This window comes from Tardiphaga sp. 285_C5_N1_2 (assembly GCF_052076065.1).
Lineage (GTDB): Bacteria > Pseudomonadota > Alphaproteobacteria > Rhizobiales > Xanthobacteraceae > Tardiphaga > Tardiphaga robiniae.
Genome location: NZ_CP197241.1, coordinates 390,001 through 413,997, shown reverse-complemented (window position 1 = coordinate 413,997; position 23,997 = coordinate 390,001). Strand labels below are relative to the sequence as shown.

General features: G+C 61.6%; 24 protein-coding genes and 1 tRNA gene (1 of these 25 only partly in view). 11 read left to right on the top strand and 14 right to left on the bottom strand.

All coding sequences use genetic code 11. From position 1 onward, the window contains the following. Positions 1-8 precede the first annotated feature (8 nt). From AB7951_RS01930 to AB7951_RS01910, 5 genes are all read right to left on the bottom strand, one after another. Positions 9-1,160 carry a DUF3095 domain-containing protein gene (locus AB7951_RS01930; RefSeq protein WP_120287216.1) on the bottom strand — a complete coding sequence of 384 codons (1,152 nt, stop codon included), beginning with the start codon at positions 1,158-1,160 and terminating at the stop codon, positions 9-11. A gap of 91 nt (positions 1,161-1,251) precedes the next feature. Next, positions 1,252-2,556 carry a type III glutamate--ammonia ligase gene (gene glnT / locus AB7951_RS01925; protein ID WP_120287217.1) on the bottom strand — a complete coding sequence of 435 codons (1,305 nt, stop codon included), beginning with the start codon at positions 2,554-2,556 and terminating at the stop codon, positions 1,252-1,254. A 39-nt stretch (positions 2,557-2,595) separates the two neighbouring features. Further along, the gene (locus AB7951_RS01920; protein ID WP_093757228.1) at positions 2,596-3,927 is read right to left on the bottom strand and encodes an FMN-binding glutamate synthase family protein; all 1,332 of its coding nucleotides are present in this window, start codon (positions 3,925-3,927) and stop codon (positions 2,596-2,598) included. After that, a complete protein-coding gene (locus tag AB7951_RS01915) occupies positions 3,927-4,613 on the bottom strand; it encodes a protein glxC (protein WP_120287218.1) in 687 nt (228 codons plus the stop codon). The genes AB7951_RS01920 and AB7951_RS01915 overlap by 1 nt, the downstream gene beginning before the upstream one ends. Then, positions 4,613-5,506, bottom strand: a complete 894-nt coding sequence (locus tag AB7951_RS01910) for a class II glutamine amidotransferase (protein ID WP_120287219.1) — start codon at positions 5,504-5,506, stop codon at positions 4,613-4,615. Before AB7951_RS01910 ends, AB7951_RS01915 begins: the two co-directional genes overlap by 1 nt. A gap of 135 nt (positions 5,507-5,641) precedes the next feature. Here AB7951_RS01910 and AB7951_RS01905 point away from each other — a divergent pair, with 135 nt between their 5' ends. Continuing rightward, positions 5,642-6,304: a helix-turn-helix domain-containing protein gene (locus AB7951_RS01905; RefSeq protein WP_309942893.1), complete on the top strand. Its 663-nt coding sequence runs from the start codon at positions 5,642-5,644 to the stop codon at positions 6,302-6,304. 3 nt (positions 6,305-6,307) lie between these two features. Here the strand turns inward: AB7951_RS01905 and AB7951_RS01900 are convergent, their stop codons facing one another. From AB7951_RS01900 to AB7951_RS01890, 3 genes are all read right to left on the bottom strand, one after another. Then, positions 6,308-7,270, bottom strand: a complete 963-nt coding sequence (locus AB7951_RS01900; protein ID WP_120287220.1) for a GlxA family transcriptional regulator — start codon at positions 7,268-7,270, stop codon at positions 6,308-6,310. A gap of 48 nt (positions 7,271-7,318) precedes the next feature. Next, positions 7,319-8,575, bottom strand: coding sequence for an aminopeptidase (locus AB7951_RS01895; RefSeq protein WP_120287221.1), 1,257 nt, complete (start codon positions 8,573-8,575; stop codon positions 7,319-7,321). A gap of 94 nt (positions 8,576-8,669) precedes the next feature. After that, positions 8,670-8,906 carry a ribbon-helix-helix domain-containing protein gene (locus AB7951_RS01890; protein WP_089265762.1) on the bottom strand — a complete coding sequence of 79 codons (237 nt, stop codon included), beginning with the start codon at positions 8,904-8,906 and terminating at the stop codon, positions 8,670-8,672. A 234-nt stretch (positions 8,907-9,140) separates the two neighbouring features. On the opposite strand from AB7951_RS01890, the gene AB7951_RS01885 reads away from it, so the two are divergent. From AB7951_RS01885 to AB7951_RS01865, 5 genes are all read left to right on the top strand, one after another. Then, positions 9,141-10,688, top strand: coding sequence for a methyltransferase domain-containing protein (locus AB7951_RS01885; protein ID WP_120287222.1), 1,548 nt, complete (start codon positions 9,141-9,143; stop codon positions 10,686-10,688). Positions 10,689-11,103: 415 nt separating this feature from the next. Further along, complete coding sequence (nirB, locus tag AB7951_RS01880) at positions 11,104-13,581, top strand: nitrite reductase large subunit NirB (RefSeq protein WP_120287223.1); 2,478 nt, start codon at positions 11,104-11,106, stop codon at positions 13,579-13,581. Positions 13,582-13,583: 2 nt separating this feature from the next. Then, a complete protein-coding gene (gene nirD, locus AB7951_RS01875) occupies positions 13,584-13,928 on the top strand; it encodes a nitrite reductase small subunit NirD (RefSeq protein ID WP_374725601.1) in 345 nt (114 codons plus the stop codon). A 47-nt stretch (positions 13,929-13,975) separates the two neighbouring features. Then, positions 13,976-14,797 carry a formate/nitrite transporter family protein gene (locus tag AB7951_RS01870; RefSeq protein ID WP_089265759.1) on the top strand — a complete coding sequence of 274 codons (822 nt, stop codon included), beginning with the start codon at positions 13,976-13,978 and terminating at the stop codon, positions 14,795-14,797. A 71-nt stretch (positions 14,798-14,868) separates the two neighbouring features. Next, entirely contained in the window at positions 14,869-16,587 is a 1,719-nt protein-coding gene (locus AB7951_RS01865) for a bifunctional protein-serine/threonine kinase/phosphatase (RefSeq protein ID WP_120287224.1), read from the top strand. Between the two features lie 138 nt (positions 16,588-16,725). On the opposite strand, the gene AB7951_RS01860 is transcribed toward AB7951_RS01865, so the two are convergent. Further along, positions 16,726-16,802, bottom strand: a tRNA-Met gene (locus AB7951_RS01860). Positions 16,803-17,087: 285 nt separating this feature from the next. Then, the gene (locus tag AB7951_RS01855) at positions 17,088-17,849 is read right to left on the bottom strand and encodes an SDR family NAD(P)-dependent oxidoreductase (protein WP_120287225.1); all 762 of its coding nucleotides are present in this window, start codon (positions 17,847-17,849) and stop codon (positions 17,088-17,090) included. A 111-nt stretch (positions 17,850-17,960) separates the two neighbouring features. On the opposite strand from AB7951_RS01855, the gene AB7951_RS01850 reads away from it, so the two are divergent. Both AB7951_RS01850 and AB7951_RS01845 read left to right on the top strand, forming a co-directional pair. Beyond that, positions 17,961-18,476: a CvpA family protein gene (locus tag AB7951_RS01850; protein WP_120287226.1), complete on the top strand. Its 516-nt coding sequence runs from the start codon at positions 17,961-17,963 to the stop codon at positions 18,474-18,476. Between the two features lie 76 nt (positions 18,477-18,552). Continuing rightward, the gene (locus AB7951_RS01845) at positions 18,553-19,335 is read left to right on the top strand and encodes an SDR family oxidoreductase (protein WP_120287227.1); all 783 of its coding nucleotides are present in this window, start codon (positions 18,553-18,555) and stop codon (positions 19,333-19,335) included. A gap of 86 nt (positions 19,336-19,421) precedes the next feature. On the opposite strand, the gene AB7951_RS01840 is transcribed toward AB7951_RS01845, so the two are convergent. Further along, a complete protein-coding gene (locus AB7951_RS01840; RefSeq protein WP_120287228.1) occupies positions 19,422-19,835 on the bottom strand; it encodes a DUF3775 domain-containing protein in 414 nt (137 codons plus the stop codon). 129 nt (positions 19,836-19,964) lie between these two features. Between AB7951_RS01840 and AB7951_RS01835 the strand changes: the two genes are divergently transcribed. The 3 genes from AB7951_RS01835 (at position 19,965) to AB7951_RS01825 (ending at position 22,494) form a co-directional block, all read left to right on the top strand. Beyond that, positions 19,965-20,816 (top strand): MBL fold metallo-hydrolase, encoded by an 852-nt coding sequence (locus tag AB7951_RS01835; protein ID WP_120288018.1) that lies wholly within the window; start codon positions 19,965-19,967, stop codon positions 20,814-20,816. Positions 20,817-20,905: 89 nt separating this feature from the next. Continuing rightward, on the top strand, positions 20,906-21,748 hold the full coding sequence (locus tag AB7951_RS01830; protein WP_120287229.1) for a fumarylacetoacetate hydrolase family protein: 843 nt from the start codon (positions 20,906-20,908) through the stop codon (positions 21,746-21,748). A gap of 128 nt (positions 21,749-21,876) precedes the next feature. Continuing rightward, the gene (locus tag AB7951_RS01825) at positions 21,877-22,494 is read left to right on the top strand and encodes a glutathione S-transferase family protein (RefSeq protein ID WP_120287230.1); all 618 of its coding nucleotides are present in this window, start codon (positions 21,877-21,879) and stop codon (positions 22,492-22,494) included. Positions 22,495-22,573: 79 nt separating this feature from the next. On the opposite strand, the gene AB7951_RS01820 is transcribed toward AB7951_RS01825, so the two are convergent. The 3 genes from AB7951_RS01820 to AB7951_RS01810 all read right to left on the bottom strand — a co-directional run. Then, positions 22,574-23,116 (bottom strand): methylated-DNA--[protein]-cysteine S-methyltransferase, encoded by a 543-nt coding sequence (locus tag AB7951_RS01820; RefSeq protein WP_093757381.1) that lies wholly within the window; start codon positions 23,114-23,116, stop codon positions 22,574-22,576. A gap of 105 nt (positions 23,117-23,221) precedes the next feature. Continuing rightward, positions 23,222-23,425 carry a hypothetical protein gene (locus tag AB7951_RS01815; RefSeq protein WP_068729147.1) on the bottom strand — a complete coding sequence of 68 codons (204 nt, stop codon included), beginning with the start codon at positions 23,423-23,425 and terminating at the stop codon, positions 23,222-23,224. Positions 23,426-23,602: 177 nt separating this feature from the next. Then, positions 23,603-23,997: the 3' portion of a hypothetical protein gene (locus AB7951_RS01810; protein WP_120288019.1), read on the bottom strand. It continues 214 nt past the right edge of the window; only the last 395 of its 609 coding nucleotides appear in the window; its start codon lies beyond the right edge, outside the window — the gene reads right to left on this strand; it ends in the stop codon at positions 23,603-23,605.

Below are 23,997 nucleotides of genomic sequence, written 5' to 3'. Positions count from 1 at the left end.
CGCTTCTCTCAGACTGACATGGCCTTCAACGCGGTGGCCGCCGAGGCATAACCGCCGCGCGCGCCGTCGATGAAATGAACGTGATCGCTGCGGATGGCTGACGGCGTGAAACACGTCATCATCGCCGCATCCTGCCGATGCAGGCCATAGCGCACCGTTCCTTCCGCGGCTGCCGTGACAAGATGCTGCTCGAGCGCACGTTCGAGATCGGGTGTGCAATCCAGGATCATGCGCAGGCTATCGTCGTATTTGCGGAAATCCGAGTTCTCGACCAACTGCTGCACATAGGTCTTCGGCACGAAGCCGCCGACGCTAATGCCAAAACGCATCAACACAAAAACGAACAGCGTTCGCGTCGTCACCCAGATACGAAAGCGCGAAAGCGATTTCGCGCCGCGGCCAGCTCGGATTTCGTAGCCGAGACCCGCGGGCGGCCACGTCATCGCGGGACCGCCTGCGGGTACGGGACGGCCCGCATTTGGACTGCGTTCGACCAGCGCGATAATGTCTTCGATGACGCGGCGAAATGCGGATGGCTCGGCGCCCGCTGCGGCCGTCACCAGCACCGACAGGATCAAACCGTGCGCCGATGGAATTTCCTCGAAACGACATGAGAGCCCGGAGAGATCGGGATAGGTCCCGACAGGTGCCGGCGTCACCGCGAATTCGCCGCGCTTCATCGCGGCCTCTGCCCAGCCCAATCCGCCACCGGAAAACATCGCATAGGACACATTCTTCGATGGACCGAAGCGCGCCACGCGCACGTCCGGCCCCTGCGCACGGATGTCCTTGATCGGGACCAGGGCCACCCGCATCACGAGATCGAGATCGTGCTTCACCCAGGTCGCCGTCGCCGCCAAAGCCCCGCGGGCGCGATCGAGATCATCCGGTGAGACTGCGAAGCTCGCGCCATCGCCGCCGAACACGAACGGGAATTCGCGGCCGTCCAGCGCATTGGTCACGGCCGCGATGACGGCAGCGCCGGCCATGTTGACGGCCTTGTAGCGCTGTTCGGCGATGGCCTTGGTGGATTCCACGATATCGGCGACGCCGATGATCCAGTCATCCGGCAGCGGCATGTACAAAGCCGGGTCCATCACCCGGTCGAAACCGTAAAATATTGAAATGCCGTCGTAAAACGCGCTGACGCCGGTCGTCATGGTGCGAAATGATCCTGCGACAACGTTGCGTCAACCCAATGACGCTCCTGAGGCAGAACTCATAGCACGCAATTTCGACGAACGTGCGGTATCAGCAATCCAAAGTCGTCTGCCGCTCCCATTCGGTGAGCTGACGGCAGTGCTCATTCCAGTCGCTGTGTTTGAGCTTGAGATACGATCCGACCACGACCTCGCCGAGCTGCGCCTTCAACACGTCGGATGCTTCGAGCGCCCGCAATGCATCGAGCAGGTTCAGCGGCAGCTGCTTTGCCTTCGGCGCCTTCACGCCTTCCGTATACATATTGATGTCGAGGCGCGGGCCGGGATCGCGGCTGTTGGCCATGCCGTCGAGGCCGGCGGCGAGCAAGGTAGCCGGCAGCAGATAGGGATTCACCGCGCCATCGGGCAAACGGAATTCGAACCGGCCCGCATCGGGAATGCGGATCATATGCGTGCGATTGTTGCCGCCGTAGGTCACCGTGTTCGGCGACCATGTCGCGCCGGAGAGCGTGCGCGGCGCATTGATGCGCTTGTAGGAATTCACCGTGGGATTGGTGATTGCGCAAACCGCTTCGGCCGAATGAACAAGGCCGCCGATGAAGTGATAGGCCGTCTTCGAGAGACCCAACTCGCCGCTCTCGTCCTCGAACACATTCGAGCCGTCCTTGGTCGACCATAGCGACGCATGGACGTGGCAGCCATTGCCAGTGAGATTGGCAAACGGCTTCGGCATGAAGGTCGCCTTGTAGCCGTGCTTTTCGGCAATCGACTTGACCATAAACTTAAAGAACGCGTGGCGATCGGCGGTCTTCAGCGCGGTGTCGAACTCCCAGTTCATCTCGAACTGGCCGTTGGCGTCTTCATGATCGTTCTGATAGGGCTTCCAGCCGAGCGCAATCATCGCATCACAGATTTCGGCGACGATCTCGTAGCGCCGCATCAGCGCCTGCTGGTCGTAGCACGGTTTGGCCTGCTGATCGGCGGGATCGGAGATCGCGGTGCCGTCCGGCGAGATCAGGAAGTACTCGCATTCGACGCCGGTCTTGAGTTCGACACCCTGCTCCGCCGCCCTCGCAATGAGGCCTTTCAGCACTTGACGTGGATTCTGCGCCACGGGGTTGCCGCCCATATAGAGATCCCCCGTGACCCAGGCGACGCCGGGCTTCCATGGCAGCAGCGTCAGCGTATCCATATCCGGCATCACGAGCACGTCGGGATCGGCCGGCGTCATATCGAACCAGGCCGCGAAACCGGCAAAGCCAGCGCCGGACTTTGCCACGCCGTCCATGGCCGTGGCCGGCACCAGCTTGGCGCGCATGCCGCCGAACAGATCGACAAAGGCAATCAGAAAATATTTGAGATCGTGTTGTTTGGCTAGTTCGGTCCAGGTCGTCATTGACACGCGCTCCGAAGATCATCCAGCCATAACGGCTCGTTAGATATTGCTGCCGGGAATCCAGTTCGTTCCAGCGAGAGGGACCCTCGCCATGGCTGCCGACTCCATTGTCAGTGCCACCAGATCTTCCGGTTCGAGATTGTGGACGTGGCTCTTGCCGCAGGCGCGTGCGATGGTCTGCGCTTCCAGCGTCATCACAGAGAGATAGTTTGCGAGCTTGCGGCCGGCGATCACGGGATCGAGCCGCGCGGCCAGCAAAGGATCCTGCGTGGTGATGCCAGCGGGATCGCGGCCTTCATGCCAGTCATCATAAGCGCCGGCGGTGGTACCGAGCTTCTGGTATTCGGCTTCCAATGCCGGATCGTTATCGCCGAGCGCGATCAGTGCGGCGGTCCCGATCGCCACCGCGTCCGCGCCGAGCGCGAGACACTTGGCCACGTCAGCTCCATTGCGGATGCCACCGGACACGATGAGCTGCACTTTGCGATGCATGCCGAGATCCTGCAGCGCCTTCACCGCCGGCGGGATCGCGCACATGGTGGGAAGGCCAACATTCTCGATGAACACATCTTGCGTCGCAGCCGTCCCGCCCTGCATGCCGTCGAGCACGATGGCATCGGCGCCGGATTTCACCGCGAGCGCGATATCGTAATACGGGCGTGAGGCACCGACCTTCACGTAGATCGGGATCTGCCAGTCGGTGATCTCGCGCAGTTCCTGGATCTTGATTTCGAGATCGTCAGGCCCGGTCCAGTCCGGATGCCGGCAGGCCGAGCGCTGGTCGATGCCGACGGGCAGACGTCGCATGCCGGCGACGCGCTCGGTAATCTTCTGGCCGAGCAACATGCCACCGCCGCCGGGCTTGGCGCCCTGCCCGACCACGACCTCGATGGCATCGGCCTTGCGCAGGTCATCCGGGTTCATGCCGTAACGCGACGGCAGTACCTGATAGACCAGCAGATCGGAATGACCACGCTCTTCCGGCGTCATGCCGCCGTCGCCCGTGGTGGTCGACGTGCCGACCGCCGATGCGCCGCGGCCGAGCGCTTCCTTGGCGGGACCGGACAGTGCCCCGAAGCTCATGCCGGCGATGGTAATCGGAATCTTCAGATGAATCGGCTTCTTGGCAAAACGCGCGCCGATGACGACATCGGTGGCGCATTTCTCACGGTAGCCCTCGAGCGGATAACGGCTGATCGAGGCGCCGAGAAACAGCAGGTCGTCGAAATGCGGCAGCTTGCGCTTAGCGCCGGCGCCGCGGATGTCATAGATGCCGGTCGCGGCCGCACGACGGATTTCCGCGATCGCAGCATCGTCGAAGGTCGCCGACTTGCGCGGCGGCGTGTGGATCCAGCGGTCTTGCGCGCTCATCAGTACGATCCGACGTTGTCGATATGGAAGTGATAGAGCTTACGCGCCGAGCCGTAGCGCTTGAACTCGTCGGGGCTGACGCCTTCGACGCCGGCTTCATCGAGCAGCCGCTTCAACTCGGTCTTGTGTTCGTCCTTGAGCGGCTTCTCGATGCAATCCGCACCAAGGCTGGCGACGGAGCCGCGCACGAAGAGCTGCGCCTCATAGATGGAATCGCCGAGTGCCTCGCCGGCATCGCCGAGCACCACGAGCTTGCCGGCCTGCGCCATGAAGGCCGAGAGATGGCCGACCGAGCCCTTCACGACGATATCGATGCCCTTCATGGAGATGCCGCAACGCGCGGACGCGTTGCCGTCGATCACCAGCAGCCCCCCATTGCCGCTGGCGCCCGCCGCCTGCGAGGCATCGCCGGTGACGTGGACGCGGCCCGACATCATGTTCTCCGCGACGCCCTGCCCGGCATTGCCGCGCACGGTAACGCGCGCCTGCTTGTTCATGCCGGCGCAGTAGTAACCGACGTGGCCGTCGATCTCGATCTCGACCGGGAAATCGAGACCGACCGCGATATTGTGCTGGCCGCGCGGATTGCTGACGGTCCAGTGTGTCTCGTTGGTGCTGGGTGTCAGCCTGTGCAGAGCGCCGTTAAGTTCGCGCAGCGGCGACGAAGCGAGATCGACCGTGGGCATCAGTGACGCTCCCACAAATAGACTTTGGCGGGTTCGGGCTCCCAGACCTTGGCGACGTCGATGCCCGGCAGATCGACCAGCGCACGATATTCGGTGCCGAAGGCGACCCAGCGATCGGTCTCGGCCATCACGGCTGGCTTGCAGGCAATGGGATCGCGCAGCACGCCGAAGCCGGTCTCGGTGCCGATGACGAATGTGTAGAAGCCATCGAGCGCGGACAGCGACGACGTCATCGCATCCTGCAGCGAAGCACCGGCGGCCATCCGCGAACTGATATAGCCCGCGGCGACCTCGGAATCGTTTTCCGTGCGGAACGTCATGCCCCGGCGGATCAACTCGCGGCGAACGTCATTGTGGTTCGACAACGAACCGTTATGCACGAGGCACTGGTCCGTGCCCGTGGTGAAGGGGTGTGCGCCATTGGTTGTGACGGCGGACTCAGTTGCCATGCGCGTATGACCGACGGCATGGGTGCCGGTCATCGCGTTCAGGCCGAAACGCTTCGCCACATCGGCGGGCAGACCGACTTCCTTGAATACGGCCATGCGCTTGCCGCGCGCGACCATATCGACATCTTTCAGGCCGAGGAGCGCAGATGCGACGGCAGCCTCGCGATCGGTGGGGATGCTGATGACGGCGTGAGTATCATGCACCTGATACGCAATCGGCGCACCGGCGACCTTGCCAAGCGACGCCACCAATGCAGCGAAATCAAACGACGGCGCGGCACGCAGCGTCAGCTTGATCTGTCCGACATCGCCGTCGCCATAAACAGCAAAGCCTGCAGAGTCAGGGCCGCGATCGCTCAGCGCTTCCAGCATGCCGGAGAGCAACCCGCCTAATTCGGGGGCCAGCTTTTGATCTTTCAGAAATAGACCGGCAATGCCGCACATGGCTCGCGTCTCGCTCGTTGAATGCGCGTGGACCTTGCCCGAAACAAAACCGCCATGTCAATCGCCGAGAAAATAGTTTTCCTGACAGGAAATATCGCTATTGTCGGGAAATCACCGTATTTAGGAAGCGCCACCGTGAAAGCGAAACCGAAGACAACGAAATCATCACCCACGCGATCGAAGCCGGAGGAGCTACGCACCGGCTCGAATGCGCCGCTGGAAGTCGGCGGCTCGCTGGAATCCAAGATCGGCAATGAAGTGCGCCAGTTGCGTAAAGAGCTGGAGCTGACGGTGGCCGAGCTCAGCACATCGGCGGGCATCTCGACCGGCATGCTGTCAAAGATCGAGACCGGCAGCATCTCCGCATCGCTGGGCACGCTGAATGCACTCTCAAAAGCGCTCAACGTTCCGATCTCCAGATTCTTTCGCGAGACCGAAGAAGAGCGTGATTGCTCCTTCGTGAAAGCCGGTACGGGCGTCAAGATCGAGCGACGCGGCACCAAGTCCGGCCATCACTATCAACTGCTTGGCCAGTCGATCCACGGCGAGCTCGGCGTCGAGCCCTATTTGATCACGCTGAACGAGGATGCCGAGGCCTATAGTAACTTTCGTCACGCCGGCGTCGAGATGATCTACATGCTGACAGGCAAGGTGCGTTATCGCCACGCCGATCAGACCTATCTGATGGAGCCCGGCGACACGCTGTTCTTCGACGCAGCCGCGCGGCACGGCCCGGAAGAACTGGTGAAGGCGCCTATGACGTATCTGTCTGTGATTATTTATCCGCGGCGGAGCTAGGCCTCACTTCGCCTTGCTCTTCCCCGACATCCGGTCCTGCGACGGTGGCACATCGAAGGCCCGCCGATACATCCGTGCGAAATGGCTGGCGCTGGCGAAGCCGCATTCGGCCGAGACCTCGACCACCGGCATACTGGTCTGCTGCAGCAGTGCACGAGCTTTCCCGAGGCGCAGGGTCATGTAATGCTGCTCAATGGTTACGCCGAGATGTGCGGTGAACAGCCGCTCGAGCTGGCGCACGGACACGCCGGCCGTTTTTGCCAGCTCGTCGCGCGGCGCAGGGCCGGCCAGACGCCGTTCCATCACGGTGATCGCCGAGAGCACGGCGCGATTGCTGGTACCGAGGCGCTCGCGCAATGAAATGCGCTGGCTGTCGTCGCCGAGCCGCACGGCGGTTTGCAGAAACCAGTCACTGACTTTCGCTGCCAGTGCCTGGCCGTGATCGCGGCGGATGATGGCATGCATCATGTCGAGCGCGGCGACACCACCGGCGCAGGTGAGCCGGTTGCTATCGATCTCGAACAGCGTACGCGTCGGCTCGATCTCGGGAAAGGCTTCGATGAACGCATCGAGATGCTCCCAATGGATCGTGCAACGTACATCGTCGAGGATGCCGGCCTTGGCGAGAATGAAAGGCCCGCCGGATACACCGCCGATGGCGCAGCCCGAGCGCGCGAGGCGACGCAGCCAGGCCAGCGTCTTGGCATCATCGAAACTTGCGGGATTTCCGCCGGCGCAAACCAATACAGTGTCATAGCGCACGCTGTCGGCAATGGTGTGATCGGACGCCACCGACAATCCGTTCGATGCCAGGATCGCGTCGGCGCCGGTCGAGATCTGCAGCCACTGATACAGTTTCTTGCCGGCTAGCACATTGGCGGCGCGCAGCGGTTCGATCGCCGAGGCGAAGGACATCAGCGCGAAGCCGTCGATCAGGAGAAAGCCGACGCGGTGGGGCTGGGCCATAAATTTGAAGACTCAGTTTCCGCGCCCGTTCAGATCATAGCTGCAGCGTTACGCCCACTCGCCCTTGCGGAACACCGGCACGCGACGGCCGTCGGTGTGGACACCATCGATGTCGATCTCGCCGGAGCCGATCATCCAGTCGATATGGATGAAGCTCTTGTTGCCGCCCTGCGCCGCGATCTGCTCGGGCGTGAGATCGCCGCCATTGACGAAGCACTTCGAATAGCACTGGCCGAGCGCGATATGGCATGCGGCATTCTCGTCGAACAACGTGTTGTAGAACAAGAGGCCACTCGCCGAGATCGGCGACGAATGCGGCACCAGCGCCACTTCGCCGAGCCGACGCGAGCCTTCGTCGGTGTCGAGCACCTTGTTGAGCACTTCCTCGCCGCGCGAGGCCTTCGCCTCGACGATCTTGCCGTCCTCGAAGCGCACCGCGATGTCGTCGATCAGCGTACCTTGGTAAGATAACGGCTTGGTTGATCGGACATGACCGTTGACACGCGCGGCATGCGGCGTCGTGAAGACTTCCTCGGTTGGGATATTGGCGTTGCAGATGATGCCGTTCTTGGCGGTCGACGCGCCGCCTTCCCATTCATGGCCGTCGGCAAGACCCACCACGAGATCGGTGCCCGGCCCGGTGAAATGCAGCGCGCGGAAGCGCTGCGCGTTCAGCCATTCGGTGCGGCTGCGCAGCGCCGCATTGTGCTTGGCCCAGGCGGCAATGGGATCGGCATTGTCGACGCGCGATGCGGCGAAGATCGCATCCGCAAGCTTCTGCACGGCAACGTCGTCCTCATCGCCGGGAAACACCTGCTTGGCCCAGGACAGCGTGGGATAAGCGATGATATTCCAGTTGATGTCGAAGCCGGCGATCTTCTGCAGCGCCGGCTGATAGGCGATGGAATTCGCCTTGCTGGCGCGCGACACCTTGGCGGGGTCTTCGTTGGACAGCAGCATCGGATTGTCGCCGACGATGGCGAGGCGCGCCGTGTTGTTGCCGAGCGCTTTTGCCATTCCCTCATAGAGCCAGCCGGCGGCGCGATCGAAGCTCACATCGTGACCGTAGCGATAGCGCGCCAACGTCATCTCTTCATCGGAGAAAAACGGCGTCACCAGGCCTGCGCCGGCCTTGTAGGCATGTTCAGCGATTTTGCGCACCAGCGGCAGCGCCGCGGCGGGGCCGGTCAGCAGCAGATCCTGCCCCGGCGCAAGTTGCAGCCCAACTTTCACGGCGACTTCGGCCAGACGGTCGAGCTTCACGGGATCGATGGGGGTGGACAAATTGCGCTGGTGAACGGTCATGCAGAGGCCCTGACTGATGTGGAAGTGGCTGGACCGAATGTAGGCGCAGATGCGCCTTGCCGCCAGCCGGTCCGCCGCAGGGCTTACCGGACGCCTACGACAGCCCGGACTGCGGGACGAGGGCCTGGTAATGGGCCAGCGCGTAAAGCCTGATCGCCGAGGACAGGTTGTTCTGCTGTCGGTTCTTGTCGATCTCGCCGACGAGCTGCGACATCGTGATCCGGCGCATGCCGGCGATCTCCTTCAGCGCCGTCCAGAACGCCTCTTCGAGGCTGACGCTTGTCTTGTGTCCGGCGACAACGATCGATCGCTTTACGACGGGTGATTTCACCGCGCCTCCTCCATTTCATTTCCGCCCAGTGGTCGTTTTTCTTTCAGGACAGCTTATACGGATTGGAACCCGCGGCAACAGATCAGATGATGCGACCTTAGACGACTACGCATCGCGCAACCTGATATCAGAAACACAACCTCTGCGGCACAATCGCTACCTTGTTTTCGCGGCGCGCATTGAGCAGAAGCAGCATAGTGCACAACTTCGGATTCGACTTTCCTGACTGACTCGATGGATTCCACTACGCTCGCACTTCCGGACGCCCAGCACGCCGCCGATCAGATCGATCGCTGGATGAAGGAGCACGCCGTCTTCGCGCTGCTGATGGAGCAATCCGACAACGCATGTTCTGTGCTGCGGCAGTTTGCAACGATCAACCGCAACCATGGCCAGCATGACGTCGCTATCGACGCGCTTCTTGCTGCACTTGCACTGATGCCGACGGACGTCACCGCCTGGCGTGAGCTCGCGACGGACTATCAATTGAGCGGTCGCGACGAACTGGCGGAAGCAAGTGCGTTGCGCGCGCTCGCCATCGATCCGGACCACGCGACGACATGGCTGCAATATGCGAGCCTCGCCTACCGGCTGCAGCGTATCGATGATGCTGAAGCGGCCTATCTGCGCGCTCTGTCGGGCGATGCCTCGCTTGGCGACGCTCATCTCGGCCTGGGCGTGCTGTATCTCGGCTCCCGCCGTCCCGAGCAGGCGATCGTGCATCTGCAACGTGCACTATCCTGGGGCGGCATCGACGCGGTCACGCATCTTTGCCTCGGACAGGCCTTCTACATGGCCGGCCGGTTTGGCGAGAGCGCCGATGCCTTGGCAACCGCAAACGGCTTTGTGCCGCTGGAAGGCGTCACACTACGTCTCTACGCCCGCGCGCGTACCTTTGCCTCGATGCTGGACGGCGACATTCAGGGCGCCATCACCCGCTACCCGACGCTTGCCGGACAAGAGACCGAACCACTGGACGAGGTCTTGCGCACCGCATTCGCGTTGTTCAGCGCCTATGGCATGCATGAAGCCGCTGCCACGGCCGGACGCCTGCGACTGGAAGGCCGGCCGAACGATCCCGTGCAGCGCTACTTGCTGGATGCCGTCGGTGGACAGACACATGATCGCGCACCGGCAGCCTATGTCGAAGCGCACTTCGACGAATTCGCCGCAGGCTTCGACAACAAGCTTGTGGACATTCTTGGCTACAAGGTGCCGCAGCAACTCGCCGATATGGTTGCGTCCTGCCGACCGACACTTGCGACCATTCTGGATCTCGGCTGCGGAACGGGGTTGGCTGCGGAGCCACTCGGGCGGTTCGGCGCGCGGCTGACCGGCATCGACCTGTCGGAGAAGATGCTCGCCATCGCAACACGGCGGAACGCCTATCACGACCTTATCAAGGCCGATGTCGTGAGCTATCTCGCGGACAGCCCACGCAGCTTCGACCTCGTCTTCGCTGCCGATCTTCTGATCTATCTCGGCCGGCTGGAAGAACTCATCGGCCTGATTGCGCGCGTATTACCTGCAGGCGGCCTCTTCGCAGCGAGCATCGAACGCGCGGGTCACGGCGACTTCACGTTGCTCTCGTCAGGAAGGTTCGCCCATAGCGAGAGATATTTCGAAGCCTGCGCCGCGACGAACTTCGAAATCGTATGCAAGGAGAATTCCGAGCTGCGCCTCGAAGCAGGGCGCCCTGCCCTCGGCACGCTTTATGTGCTGCGTCGCCGTGCCCGGCCGAGCACCGAGAACGGCCAGCTCACCACCGCAACGATCCTCTAATAAATTGACGAGATCTTCGCCAGGCGCGCGTCGGTCGTCGAGCCTGTGGTCTGCACAGATCGGGAGCCATCTCGAACCTGCAGCGCACCGCACAAGATTTAATCATCTGCCTAGGAAATCAGTAACGCCGCTCGTTTTAATGGCACGACTGATCTGCGACAGCCGAGCTCATTTAGAAATAGTCGAAAAATCAGAATGTTAGACGACAGGTACGTTGGCACGCCATTTGCTAATAATATCTACGTCAATGATGACCGCCGTCCGCCGGATGCTGAAACCGCTGCTGGTTTCAAGCGCAGGGACACAGCTCGCTTCCTGATTGTCAGGTGCGAAGCGGTCATCGTGACTCCATCCCTACCGGGCTTGGTGAGCGAGTCCCTGTTTCCGATCGGCAGCGGTCCAAACAGGTTTGCACATGCTCGATCAACCGAACGCAAAGAATCAGAAGCTCGTCATCCTCGGCAACGGCATGGCCGCCGGCCGCGTCATGGACGAGCTGTTCGCACGCGCACCAGACCGCTACGACGTAGTGGTGTTCGGCGCGGAGCCGCGTGTTAATTATGACCGCATCATGCTGTCGCCGGTGCTCTCCGGCGAGAAGGCATATGACGACATTCTGATTCACACCGATGAGTGGTATGCGACCAACAAGGTTGATCTCAGGCGCAGCGAACTCGTCGTCGCGATCGATCGCGTTGCGAAAACCGTCACCACACAGTCCGGCGCGGTCGAAGCTTATGACACGCTGATTATCGCAACCGGCTCGAAGCCGATCCTCATTCCGGTACCCGGCGCGGAACTGCCCGGCGTCGTCACCTATCGCGATCTCGACGACGTCAACTTGATGCTCGATGCAGCCGGCAAGGGCGGCCACGCTGTCGTCATCGGCGGCGGCTTGCTCGGCCTCGAGGCCGCAGCCGGCCTGGCCATGCGCGGCATGACAACAACCGTTGTCCATCTAATGCCAACACTGATGGAGCGCCAACTCGATCCCAATGCCGCTTATCTGTTGCAAAAGGCGATCGAGGCGCGCGGCATCGAGGTGCTGACCGGAGCCAACACAGCAGCCATCCTCGGTGACAGATGTGTCGAGTCAGTCCGGCTCGACGATGGTCGGACCCTACCGGCCGATCTCGTCGTGATGGCGGTCGGCATCCGCCCGAACACCGCACTCGCCAAGCTAGCCGACCTCAACGTCAAGCGCGGCATCGTCGTGGACGATCATCTGCGGACCAGCGACGACAACATCTATGCGGTCGGCGAATGCGTCGAGCATCGCGGCCAGTGCTACGGCCTTGTCGCGCCCCTGTATGACATGGCGAAGACCCTCGCGGCGACCCTCGCCGGCGAAACCGTGGACGGCTATATCGGCTCGACCACCTCGACCAAGCTGAAAGTCACCGGCGTAGATCTGTTCTCGGCCGGCGATTTCGCCGAAGGCGACGTCAAGGATGAGATCGTGCTACGCGATCCTGCCCGCGGCATCTACAAGCGTGTCGTCTTGCGCGACGACCGCATCATCGGCGCGGTGCTCTATGGCGATACGGCCGACGGCTCGTGGTATTTCGACCTCCTCAAAAAGAACGTCGATATCGGCGCCATGCGCAACGCGCTGATCCTCGGCCAGGCCTATCAGGGCGGCGTTGCCCTCGATCCGGTCGCTGCTGTCGCAGCGCTGTCCGACGATGCCGAAATCTGCGGCTGCAACGGCGTGTGCAAGGGCGCGATCACGCAGGCGATCACCGCCCACGGCCTCACCACCCTCGACGATGTGCGCGCCCGCACCAAGGCATCGGCCTCCTGCGGCCAATGCACGGCGAAGGTGGAATCGCTGCTCGCGGCCACGCTCGGCGACAATTACTCCGCCGCCGGCCGCAAGCCGATGTGCAAATGCACCGACCTCACCCATAGCGAAGTCCGTGGCTTCATTCTCTCGAAGGAGTTGAAGTCCGTTCCCGCCGTGATGCAGGAACTGGCGTGGAAAACCTCTTGCGGCTGTCCGTCCTGCCGCCCCGCGCTGAATTATTACCTGCTCTGCGCGTGGCCGGGCGAGTATGCCGACGATGCGCAGTCGCGCTACATCAACGAGCGCGTCCACGCCAACATCCAGAAGGACGGCACCTTCTCCGTTGTGCCGCGCATGTGGGGCGGCCTGACCACCCCCGACGAATTGCGCGCCATCGCCGACGTCGCCGACCGCTTCAAGATTCCGACGGTGAAAGTCACTGGCGGCCAACGCATCGATCTGCTGGGCGTGCGGAAGGAAGACCTGCCCGCGGTGTGGGCGCAGCTCAATAGTGCGGGCCTCGTCTCCGGCGCAGCCTATGCCAAGGGCTTGCGCACGGTGAAGACCTGCGTCGGCTCCGAATGGTGCCGCTTCGGCACGCAGGATTCGACCGGTCTCGGCGTCAAGCTCGAGCGCTTCATGTGCGGCTCATGGGCGCCTGCGAAGGTGAAGCTCGGCGTTTCGGGCTGCCCGCGCAACTGCGCGGAATCCACGGTGAAGGACATCGGCGTGATCTGCGTCGAATCCGGCTACGACATCCACATCGCCGGTGCGGCGGGGCTGCATGTCCGCCAGACCGATCTGCTTGGCCATGTCGATACGGAGGATGAGGCGATCGAATACATCGCTGCCTTCATGCAGATGTACCGCGAGGAAGCGGGCTATCTCGAACGCGTCTGGAAGTGGGTCGAAAACGCCGGCCTCGACAAGGTACGTGCGGCGATCATGGATGATGCCGACAACCGTCGCGCGCTGCTGGCGCGCTTCGAGAAATCACAGCGCGCGGTCCGCAAGGATCCCTGGGCCGAACGCGCCGCCGGCCGCGAACAGCATGAGTTTACGCCGCTCGCAACACTCAACTCGATTATAGCCGTCCCGGCAGAATGAACATGACAATGGTCCCATCCAACGACTTCTGGTTCGACGTCGGTCCACTGCGCGCGATCCCGCAACGCGGCGCGCGCACGGTGAAGACTCCGCGGCGCGAGATCGCGGTATTCCGCACTGCCAGCGACGAGGTGTTTGCGCTGGAAAATCGCTGCCCGCACAAGGGCGGTCCACTCAGCGAAGGCATCGTGCACGGTCGCAAGGTCGCCTGCCCGCTGCATAACTGGATCATCAATCTCGATGATGGCGAAGCCTCGGGTGCTGACAAGGGCTGCGCGCGCAGCTTCCCGGTCAAGCTCGAGAACGGCCGCATCTATCTCAACATGAGCGTCGCCGCCGCCCCATAGGTGCACGCCACATCAACCGACCCCGCTCCAAAGAAAGTTTTCAAGTAATGGCCTATCTCGTCCCTTCGGAATTCGTGACCAAAATGGTGGACGCCGGCGAATCCAAAATCTTCATGTCCACGCGCGACACCATCATCCGCGCCTTCATGGCCGGTGCTATCCTGGCACTCGCTGCGGTGTTCGCCGTCACCGTCACGGTGCAAACAGGCTATCCGATTATCGGCGCGATCCTCTTCCCGGTTGGTTTCTGCATGCTCTATCTGCTGGGCTTCGACCTGCTCACCGGCGTCTTCGTGCTGACGCCCCTCGCATTGCTTGACAAGCGCCCCGGCGTCACTGTCGGCGGCGTGCTGCGCAATTGGGGGCTCGTCTTCGTTGGCAACTTCATGGGTGCGATCATCGTCGCCATCATGATGTCAATCGTGTTCACCTTCGGCTTCTCGACGCCCCCAGACAAGGTGGGTCAGGTGATCGGCCATATCGGCGAAGGCCGTACGCTCGGCTATGCGCAGTATGGCGCAGCCGGCATGCTGACGCTGTTCATCCGCGGCATGCTCTGCAACTGGATGGTCTCAACCGGCGTGGTCGGTGCGATGATCTCAACAACCGTCAGCGGCAAAGTCATCGCGATGTGGATGCCGGTCATGGTCTTCTTCGCGATGACGTTCGAGCATTCGATCGTCAACATGTTCCTGTTCCCTGCCGGCCTGATGCTCGGCGGCAAGTTCACGATCATGGATTACATCATCTGGAACGAGATTCCGACCGTGCTCGGCAACCTCATTGGTGGCCTTACCTTCACCGGCCTAACGCTGTATGCAACACACATCAAGACAGCTCCGAAGCGCGTTGCTAGTCTCGCCCGCTAGGCCGACCCGCAATCCTCGCAACACGACGCCCCGGCTTCTCCAGCTGGGGCGTCATTTTATTAGTGTAACCCATGCCGCGTGAATTGACGATTTCGATCGGCCAGCATTCGGACAGAGGCCGCAAAGACACCAATCAGGATTTCCACGGCGCCCTGATTCCGACCGAGCCGCTGTTGAGCCTCAAAGGCATTGCCGTCGTCATCGCCGACGGCATCAGCAGCAGCGCGATCAGCGGCGAAGCCAGCGAATCTGCGGTCAAATCGTTTCTCACCGACTATTACTGCACATCCGAATCCTGGTCGGTGAAGACATCGGCGCAACGCGTCATCGCTGCGACCAATTCGTGGCTGCAATCCCAGACCCAGCGCGGCCGCTACCATTACGACAAGGATCGCGGCTATGTCTGCACCCTGAGTGCAATGGTGATACGCGCACGCGCAGCGCACCTCTTTCATGTCGGCGATTCCCGCATCTATCGCGTATCGGACCGCGCACTCGAGCAACTTACCACCGACCATCGCGTCGTAATCTCATCCGAGCAGAGCTACCTCGCCCGCGCGCTTGGCGTGAACCCGCAAATCGAGATCGACTATCAGGTGCTGCAGATCGACGACGGCGATGTCTTCATCCTCGCCACCGACGGCGTCTATGATTTCGTCAGCGCGCGCTTCATCACTTCGGCGATCGCCGATCACGCAGGCGATCTCGACGCTGCCGCGAGGCTGATCGTCGACGAGGCCTATGCACAGAACAGCCCGGACAACCTCACCGTACAGATCGTGCGGATAGATGCGGTGCCGGATGGTGAGGCCAGCGACATTCTGATGCCGCAATTGCCGCTGCCGCCACTGCTCGAAGCTCGCGCGGTGTTCGACGGCTACAGGATCGTGCGCGAACTTCATGGCAGCAGCCGCAGCCACATCTATCTCGCGGTCGATGTGGAGAGCGGCGAACAGGTTGTCATCAAGATTCCGTCGATCGATCTGCGCGACGACCCGGTCTATCTCAAGCGGTTCATGATCGAGGAATGGGTGGCGCGGCGGATCGACAGCGCGCATGTGCTGAAGCCGTGCCGACAGTCGCGCAAGCGCAACTACCTCTACATCGTCGCCGAATTCATCGAAGGCCAGACGCTGAAGCAGTGGATGCTCGACAATCCGAAGCCGGATTTGGAAACCGTGCGCGGCATCACCGAGCAGATCGCACGCGGCTTACAGGCGTTCCATCGGATGGAGATGATCCATCAGGACATTCGGCCAGACAATATCATGATCGACAAGACGGGCACGGTGAAGATCATCGATTTTGGCTCGACCCGTGTCAACGGCGTCGCCGAAGCTGATTCACCCGGCAAACACAGCGACATTCTCGGCACGCCGCAATACACCGCACCCGAGTTGTTTTTCGGCAAGCGCGCCACATCGCAATCCGACCTCTATGCGCTTGGGACCCTCACCTATCAGATGCTGTCCGGGACGCTGCCTTACGGAGCGGAGGTCGCGAAGGCGACGAACGCCGCGCAGCACCGCAAGCTGCGTTATCGATCGCTGCTCAACAATGCCAGCGATATTCCGGAATGGATCGACGGCGTGTTGCGTAAGGCCGTGCACGCCGACCCGGCGAAGCGCTACGACGAACTCTCCGAATATGTTTACGACCTGCGCAATCCGAAGGCGGAGTTTCTCAATCCGTCGACCGTGCCTCTCCTGGAGCGCAATCCGAACATGGTCTGGAAGGGCCTGTCGTTGCTGCTCGCTATAACTGTCATCGTATTGCTGTCGAGGCGCTAACGGCATCGCCAGTTGGCGCCTGCATCACTGCGGAAACCTCACATTCTTTCCCTGAAAGGCATCCGTCGCCACGACGTAAAAACGAAAAGCCGCCCAGAGGGCGGCTTTTCGTTTTTTCTGAAATATCAATTAGATGTTTGGTTGCGGGGATAGGATTTGAACCTATGACCTTCAGGTTATGAGCCTGACGAGCTACCGGGCTGCTCCACCCCGCGCCAAACCTTTCGGAAAACCAGAGACGAAACGAAGTCGGCCAACGCCAAGGCGTCGATCGATCCCAGTCCGGAGGCTTCCTGAGAAGGCAACCGGGGCAAAGCCCTCGGTGCGAGGGGTATGTACCAATGCCAGCCTGCTTTGGAAAGGGGCTGCGGCGATCTTTTTGCGCTTTTATGACGGTCCGGAAACGCGCCAATCTGCCTTGTTTCGGCACAGTCCGGCCCAGTGACGGACCGCACAGAGCCAAACAGCCTTCAAAGACCCGCTGGACGCCCTCTGGCGGCCTAGTTCAGCAGAAAGCCACCATCCACAGTCACGGTACTGCCGGTCATGTAGCGCGAGGCCTGCGAGGCCAGCAGCAGAATGGCACCGTCGAGATCGCTCTCGTGACCGACCCGGCGCTGCGCGATGCGCTTGATCAGCTTCTCGCCCACGGGCGTGTCCCACGCGGCGTGGTTGATGTCGGTATCGATATAGCCTGGCGCCAGCGCATTGACGCGAATGCGGTGCGCGGCGAGTTCCAGTGCCAGTGCCCTGGTCGCCTGCACGATGCCGGCCTTGGAGATCGCATAAGGCGACACCGCCTTGGTCAGCCCGAATCCGAGGACGGAAGCGATATTGACGATATTGCCCTCCACTTTATGCCCGATCATGCGGCGTGCGGCTTCGGTCGCCGCGAAATAGGCGCCCTTGAGATTGGCCCCGATGACCGCGTCCCAATCCGCCTCAGTCTGATCGATGGCCATCTTCTCCACCGCGATGCCGGCATTGTTGATCAGCACGCTGACCGGCCCGAGCGCAGCTTCAGCGGTATCGAACGCCTTTGCGATCGAGGCATTGTCGGTGACATCCATCGACACCGCGACAGCGCGCCCCCCCTTGTCCGTGATGTCCTTCTGCAGGCTCTCTAGCTTGCCCATCTGCCGCGCTGCGAGCACCACAGCTGCACCATGCGCGGACAGCACGCGCGCAAATTGTCGGCCGAGGCCCTGCGAGGCTCCGGTGATGAGGATGGTTTCTTTACTGACGTCGAATATCCCGGACATGGCATTTCCCTTTGATTTTGCCCTAGTGATACCCGGCCTTGCCGCGATCGCAAACCGGCGCGCTCCGCCGATTTCTTTGACGCGGAATTGCCGCATGGGAACGAAGCCGCGATGAACAGTTTCGATGTCGTCGTTTATGTCGGCCTGATCGTCGCCATGGTCATCGGCTTCCGCGCCGGCCTCTTGCGCAGCGCCGTGACCATCCTGGGCTATCTGCTGGCCATGCCGATCGCCGTCTGGATCACCGGGCTGATCGCGCCGCAACTGTCCGGCGCCGCCGCCGCTTCGACCACGCAAAATTCACTGCTGTTCTTCGCGATCTTTCTCGTGTCAGGCATCGTGCTCGGCTCGCTGCTGCGCATGGCAATCAACGACGTGATCGGCCACGAGATCGGCATCGGCGACCGGCTCGGCGGCGCTTTGCTCGGCGCCATTCGCGTCGGCCTGATCGCGGTGACGCTGGTGCTGATCTTCGACCAGTTGATGCCGGCCGACAGGCAGCCAGTCTATATGACCGGCTCACAGCTGCGGCCCCTGCTGTCGCTGGCCGGGCAGAAGGGCGTCAAATCGCTGCCGCCGGACGTGACGGCCACCATCGAGCAATGGAAACGCGCGCACCGGCTCTGACGGGAGCGCCCTTATCAGACCCCGCCGGAACCGCTATAACGCGGCCCTCGGATTATCGAACTTCAGGAGTGACATCGTGGATCTTGGAATCAAAGGCCGCCGCGCGCTTGTCTGCGCATCCAGCAAGGGCCTCGGCCGTGGCTGCGCCGAAGCGCTGGCCGCAGAAGGCGTGCATGTCACGATGACTGCACGCGGCGGCGACGTGCTGGCTGCAGCCGCTGCCGATATCCGCAAGGCCTATCCCGGCGTCGAGGTCACCGAAGTCGTCGGTGACATCACCACGGTCGAAGGCCGCGAAGCTGCGCTGAAGGCAGCCGGCCAGATCGACATCCTCATCAACAATGCCGGCGGCCCGCCGCCCGGCGATTTCCGCAACTGGACCCGCGACGACTGGATCAAGGCCATCGACGCCAACATGCTGACCCCGATCGAACTGATCAAGGCGACGGTGGACGGCATGATGGAGCGCAAGTTCGGCCGCATCGTCAACATCACCTCAGCCGCCGTGAAAGCACCGATCGATGTGCTCGGCCTGTCGAATGGTGCACGCAGCGGCCTGACCGGCTTCATTGCCGGCCTGTCGCGCAAGACCGTGCGTGCGAATGTCACCATCAACGGCCTGCTGCCCGGCCCATTCAACACCGATCGCCTGAAGGGCGTTGCCGCCGGCCAGGTCAAGGCGACAGGTCTTTCGGTCGACGAGATCCTGACCAAGCGCGCGGCCGAAAATCCGTCGGGTCGCTTCGGTGAAGCCGATGAATTCGGTCAGGCATGTGCATGGCTGTGCAGTTCGAAATCCGGCTTCATCACCGGCCAGAACATCGTTCTCGACGGCGGCGCTTTCCCCGGCACGATGTAACTCGACGGCATCTCAAGACGCAAAAAGGCGATCGGCTGCACGGCCGATCGCCTTTTCTTTTTGAGTTACGCGGTTTGATTAAGCGATCAGTGAACCGGCGTAGTGCGCTCGTTCGACCAATCGACGCCGAATTCTTCCAGGCCTTCGGCCAAGAGATCGCCGAGCAAAGGCTCGCCGAGCAGATAGCGCGCTGTGCGCCCGTTGCGGCCTTCTGCGGCTTCGCGGCGCAAGTCGCTCCATTCCTCGATGGTGGCGTCGCCGCGTCCCAGCCGCATCAAGGCGACAAGATCGATCTGCTCGTCCTCGGTGAGCGCGCTGATGAAGCCCGCGATTTCCCGCGCCACGGGATCCTCGCCATTGTCCTCAAGCACATCGATCATATCGTCATCGGCGCCGTTGGAGCCGGAATCGGTGTCGGAGGCGATATCCTTGGCATCGAACTGCCGCGCCTTCTCGATCAGAAAGCCCACTTTCTCGGATGAAATCGCTAGTTCTGGCATCGCACGCTCCTCGCTGCAGGGCCTGGTGTTCCACCCAGACAACGCGCAGCCCCGCGAGATGATCCATTGCGCGCCATGCCGGAAACCCGCATCTTCCGGCTCCAAAAAGAACAATGGGGTGAACGCCTGATGCAATGGACGGTCGGCAAGGTCAGGATCACGCAGATCATCGAAGGCGAGACGATTGGCAGCACACGCTTCATTCTCCCGCAGGTCGGCCCCGATGAGGTCCATGCGCTGCCGTGGCTGATGCCGGAATTTGCAACTCCTGAAGGCCGGCTGAAAATGTCGATCCATGCGCTGGTCGTGGAAACACCGACGCAGCGCATCGTCGTCGATACGTGTCTCGGCAACGACAAGCAGGGCCGTTCGGTGCCGACCTGGAATAATCTGCACACGCCGTTCCTCGAAAACATGACGGCGGCGGGCTTCGCGCCGGACAGTATCGACACGGTGCTGTGCACCCATCTGCATGTCGATCATGTCGGCTGGAATACAAAACTGGTCGCTGGCCAATGGACGCCGACATTCCCGAATGCACGCTATGTGTTCGGGCAGCACGAATACAACTACTGGGCGGCGCATAGCGATACGGCGTCGCATCTCGCCGTGTTCAACGATTCCGTAAAGCCGATCGCCGATGCCGGGCTGATGGATCTCGTTGCCAGCGATGCGCAACTCTCGGATGAGATCACGCTGATCCCGACACCGGGCCACAGCCCCGGCCATATGAGCGTGCATATCAAATCCGCAGGCGAGGAAGCGCTGCTGACCGGCGACGCCGCACATCATCCGGTGCAGATGGCGCATCTCGACTGGTCGTCCACGGCGGATGCCGATCCCCTGCAATCCGCCTTATCGCGGCGCGCATTGTTCTCGCGTTTTGCGGATACGCCGACACTGGTGATCGGCGGTCACTTCGGTGCCGGCCACATCATGCGCGAGGGCGATGCTTTCAGATTTGCCGCGCTGCAGCACTGATTTTTGCGGCTCTGACCTTTCTGTCGCGCGGTTGAATTTCCCCGCGCCCTGTTCCACAACCTTTCAGGCAAGCCCCAAGGGAGACGACAATGAAGCTCGTAAGATACGGCGCGTTCGGCAGCGAAAAGCCGGGACTGATCGACAAGGACGGCAAGCTGCGTGACCTCTCCGGCCAGGTGAAGGATCTGGCTGACGATGCATTTGCGCCTGCCAATCTTGCCAAGCTCGCTGCGCTCGACCCGGCATCGCTGCCTGCCGTAAGCGGCTCGCCGCGCATTGGCTCGCCCGTTGGCGGCAAACCGAAATTCATCGCCATCGGCCTGAACTACGCCGACCACGCCGCTGAATCCAACATGCAGATTCCGTCGGAGCCCATCGTCTTCATGAAGGCGCTGAACAGCCTGTGCGGCCCGAATGACGACGTGGAGAAGCCACGTGGCTCGACCAAGCTCGACTGGGAAGTCGAACTCGCTATCGTCATCGGCACCAAAGCCAAATATGTGACCGAAGCCGATGCGCTGAAGCATGTCGCCGGCTACAGCGTCTGCAATGACGTTTCCGAGCGCTTCTTCCAGATCGAGCGCGGCGGCCAGTGGACCAAGGGCAAGTCGCACGACACATTCGGCCCGCTCGGCCCATGGCTGGTGACGCCAGACGAAGTCGGCGACGTGCACAAGCTCAGCATGTATCTCGACGTCAACGGCAAGCGCTGCCAGACGGGTTCGACTGCGACCATGATCTTCAATGTGCCGCAGATCGTCTCGTATCTGTCCGGCATGATGACGCTGATGCCCGGCGACATCATCACCACGGGCACGCCACCCGGCGTCGGCCTCGGCATGAAGCCGCCGAAATTCCTCGAAGTCGGCGACGTCATGATGCTCGGCATCGAGAAGCTCGGCGAGCAGAAGCAGAAAGTGGTTGCGGCTTAAGGCGTATCACTCTCCTCGCCATTGCGAGGAGCGAAAGCGACGAAGCAATCCAGAAGGCCACAAAGCAAGGACTGGATTGCTTCGCTGCGCTCGCAATGACGACCAATAGAACTGAGTAAAGGACCAAAATGAAGCTGACGTTTTCTCCGGGCTCGCCCTTCGCACGCAAGGTGCGCATCGCGGCGATCGAACTCGGGCTGATCGACAAGATCGAACTGGTGGCGGCTTCGGTCGCGCCGACGCAGAAGAACGAGACCTATTCCCATGACATCAGCCCGGTCAGAAAATTGCCGGCGCTAATCCTCGACGATGGCAATGTCATCGTCGACTCCTACGTCATCACCGAATATCTCGACGAGCTCGCCGGCGGCAACAAGCTGATCCCGGCCTCGGGTCCGGCGCGCTGGAAGGTGAAGAGCGAGCATTCGATGCTGCAGGGCATGACGGATGCGATGCTACTGTGCCGCTACGAGGTCGGCGTGCGCCCGAAAGAGTTTCTGTGGCAGGCTTGGTATGACGATCAGTGGGATCGCGCATGGCAGGGCCTCACGCGTTTCGAAAACCATCCGGACATCCTGACGCGTCCGATGGATGCGGCGCAGATCGCGCTCGTCTGCGTGCTCGGCTATGCCGACTTCCGCTTTCCGGATTGCGGATGGCACAAGGCATTCCCGAAACTCGACGCTTTCCACAACAAGATGCTGCAGCGGGAATCGGTCAAGATCTCCGTTCCGCCAAAGGGTTAAGGTCGAAAAGCGGCCTGACGCAATTTCACCTCAGCTTGCGAAAATCCTGCGTCAGGCCTGCGGTAATCTTGCGGCAGGTCTAATCGAACAGCGAGGGCGTGTGATTCACATACGCGCCCTCGATGGCGAGCATCTTGAGCTTGGTCTCGACGCCGCCATTGGCCGAAAATCCGCCCGGCTTACCGCCGGCAGCCAGCACCCGATGACACGGCACGATCACCGGACACGGATTCTGCCCCATCGCCTGCCCGACATTGCGTGACAGTTCGACACCGCCGAGCTTCTTGGCGATATCGCCATAAGTCAGCGTCGCGCCCGGCGGGATCTGGCGGGCAATCGCATAGACGTTGCGATTGAATTCGGGAACGTCGGTGAGATCGAGATCGATATCGAGAAGATCGACCGGCTTGCCGGTCATCAGTTCGACGATACCGTCGATGGCTGCCTGTACCGCAGGCGGCGGCGCGGCCTCGACGACCTCCGCATGGCGCTGCTTGATGCGCACGCGGGTCTGTTTTTCGTCCGGCTGTGGTAATTGCACGGCAACGATGCCGCGATCGGCCCATGCGATGCCGCAACGGCCGATGGCGGTGTCGAAAAGAGTGAACTGAACGTCGGTCATAAGAGCCTCCATCGATCGCATCAGCATCCGATGTGGTGAGGTCCGGAGTTTGCGACGATCTTCAGCCATTCGCCACCCGATTCCGGAGTGGCAAACAGCTTTGTCTCAGCTCTGCTCGCGTGACGGCATTGAGGCGGCCTTGTGGATGAAAGCCTGGCCGAGCATGTCGAGGATTTCCTTGGTGGCCACGAACATGAAGACACCGGCCTCGGTGTCGAAGGAGATGCCGACCACGGTCGGATCAGGCTGGAAGTCCAACAGGCTGTAGCCCTTCAGCGGGAGGGCGGGAACTTCTTTCGGATTCGACATGTCGGTCTCCCGCGTCAGTGAAAGGCTCGTGAAAGCCGGAATAACGAGGGCTTAGACAACAATTCGGAGCACGCCAAGGCGTTATTTCGTAGCGTTGGCCAGGCCTCCAACGATATTCGGGACCGCACTGCGGCCCCGATCTTCAGAAGTCCAAGCCGCGCGATGGCAATGGCGGACTTACTCGTCGTTCTGCATCGCTGCGGCCAGCTTGTCGTAATATTTGCCGACGAGGTCGATATTGCCCTTGTTCTCGACTGCTGGCGGCGGCGATTTGAGCGCGGCGTTGAGATCGGCGAGCGCGGCCTTCTTGTCCTTGGCCGGCATTTTCTTATCGGCCTGCACGGCCGCGATCTGCTGCTTGAACACCACTTCGGGGCCGACATATTTCTTGGTCTGCGGATCGAAGCCGCCCAGCACCAGCATGATGTTTTCCACGACGTCGTTGTAGTCGCCGTAGTTCGCAAAGCCGTTTTTCTTGGCGACGTCATCGAGCTGCGCGACCACTTTGGGATCCGGCTTGTCAGGTGCCTGCTGCGGCAGCTTGGCGGTGACCGCATCGAGATCCTTCTGCG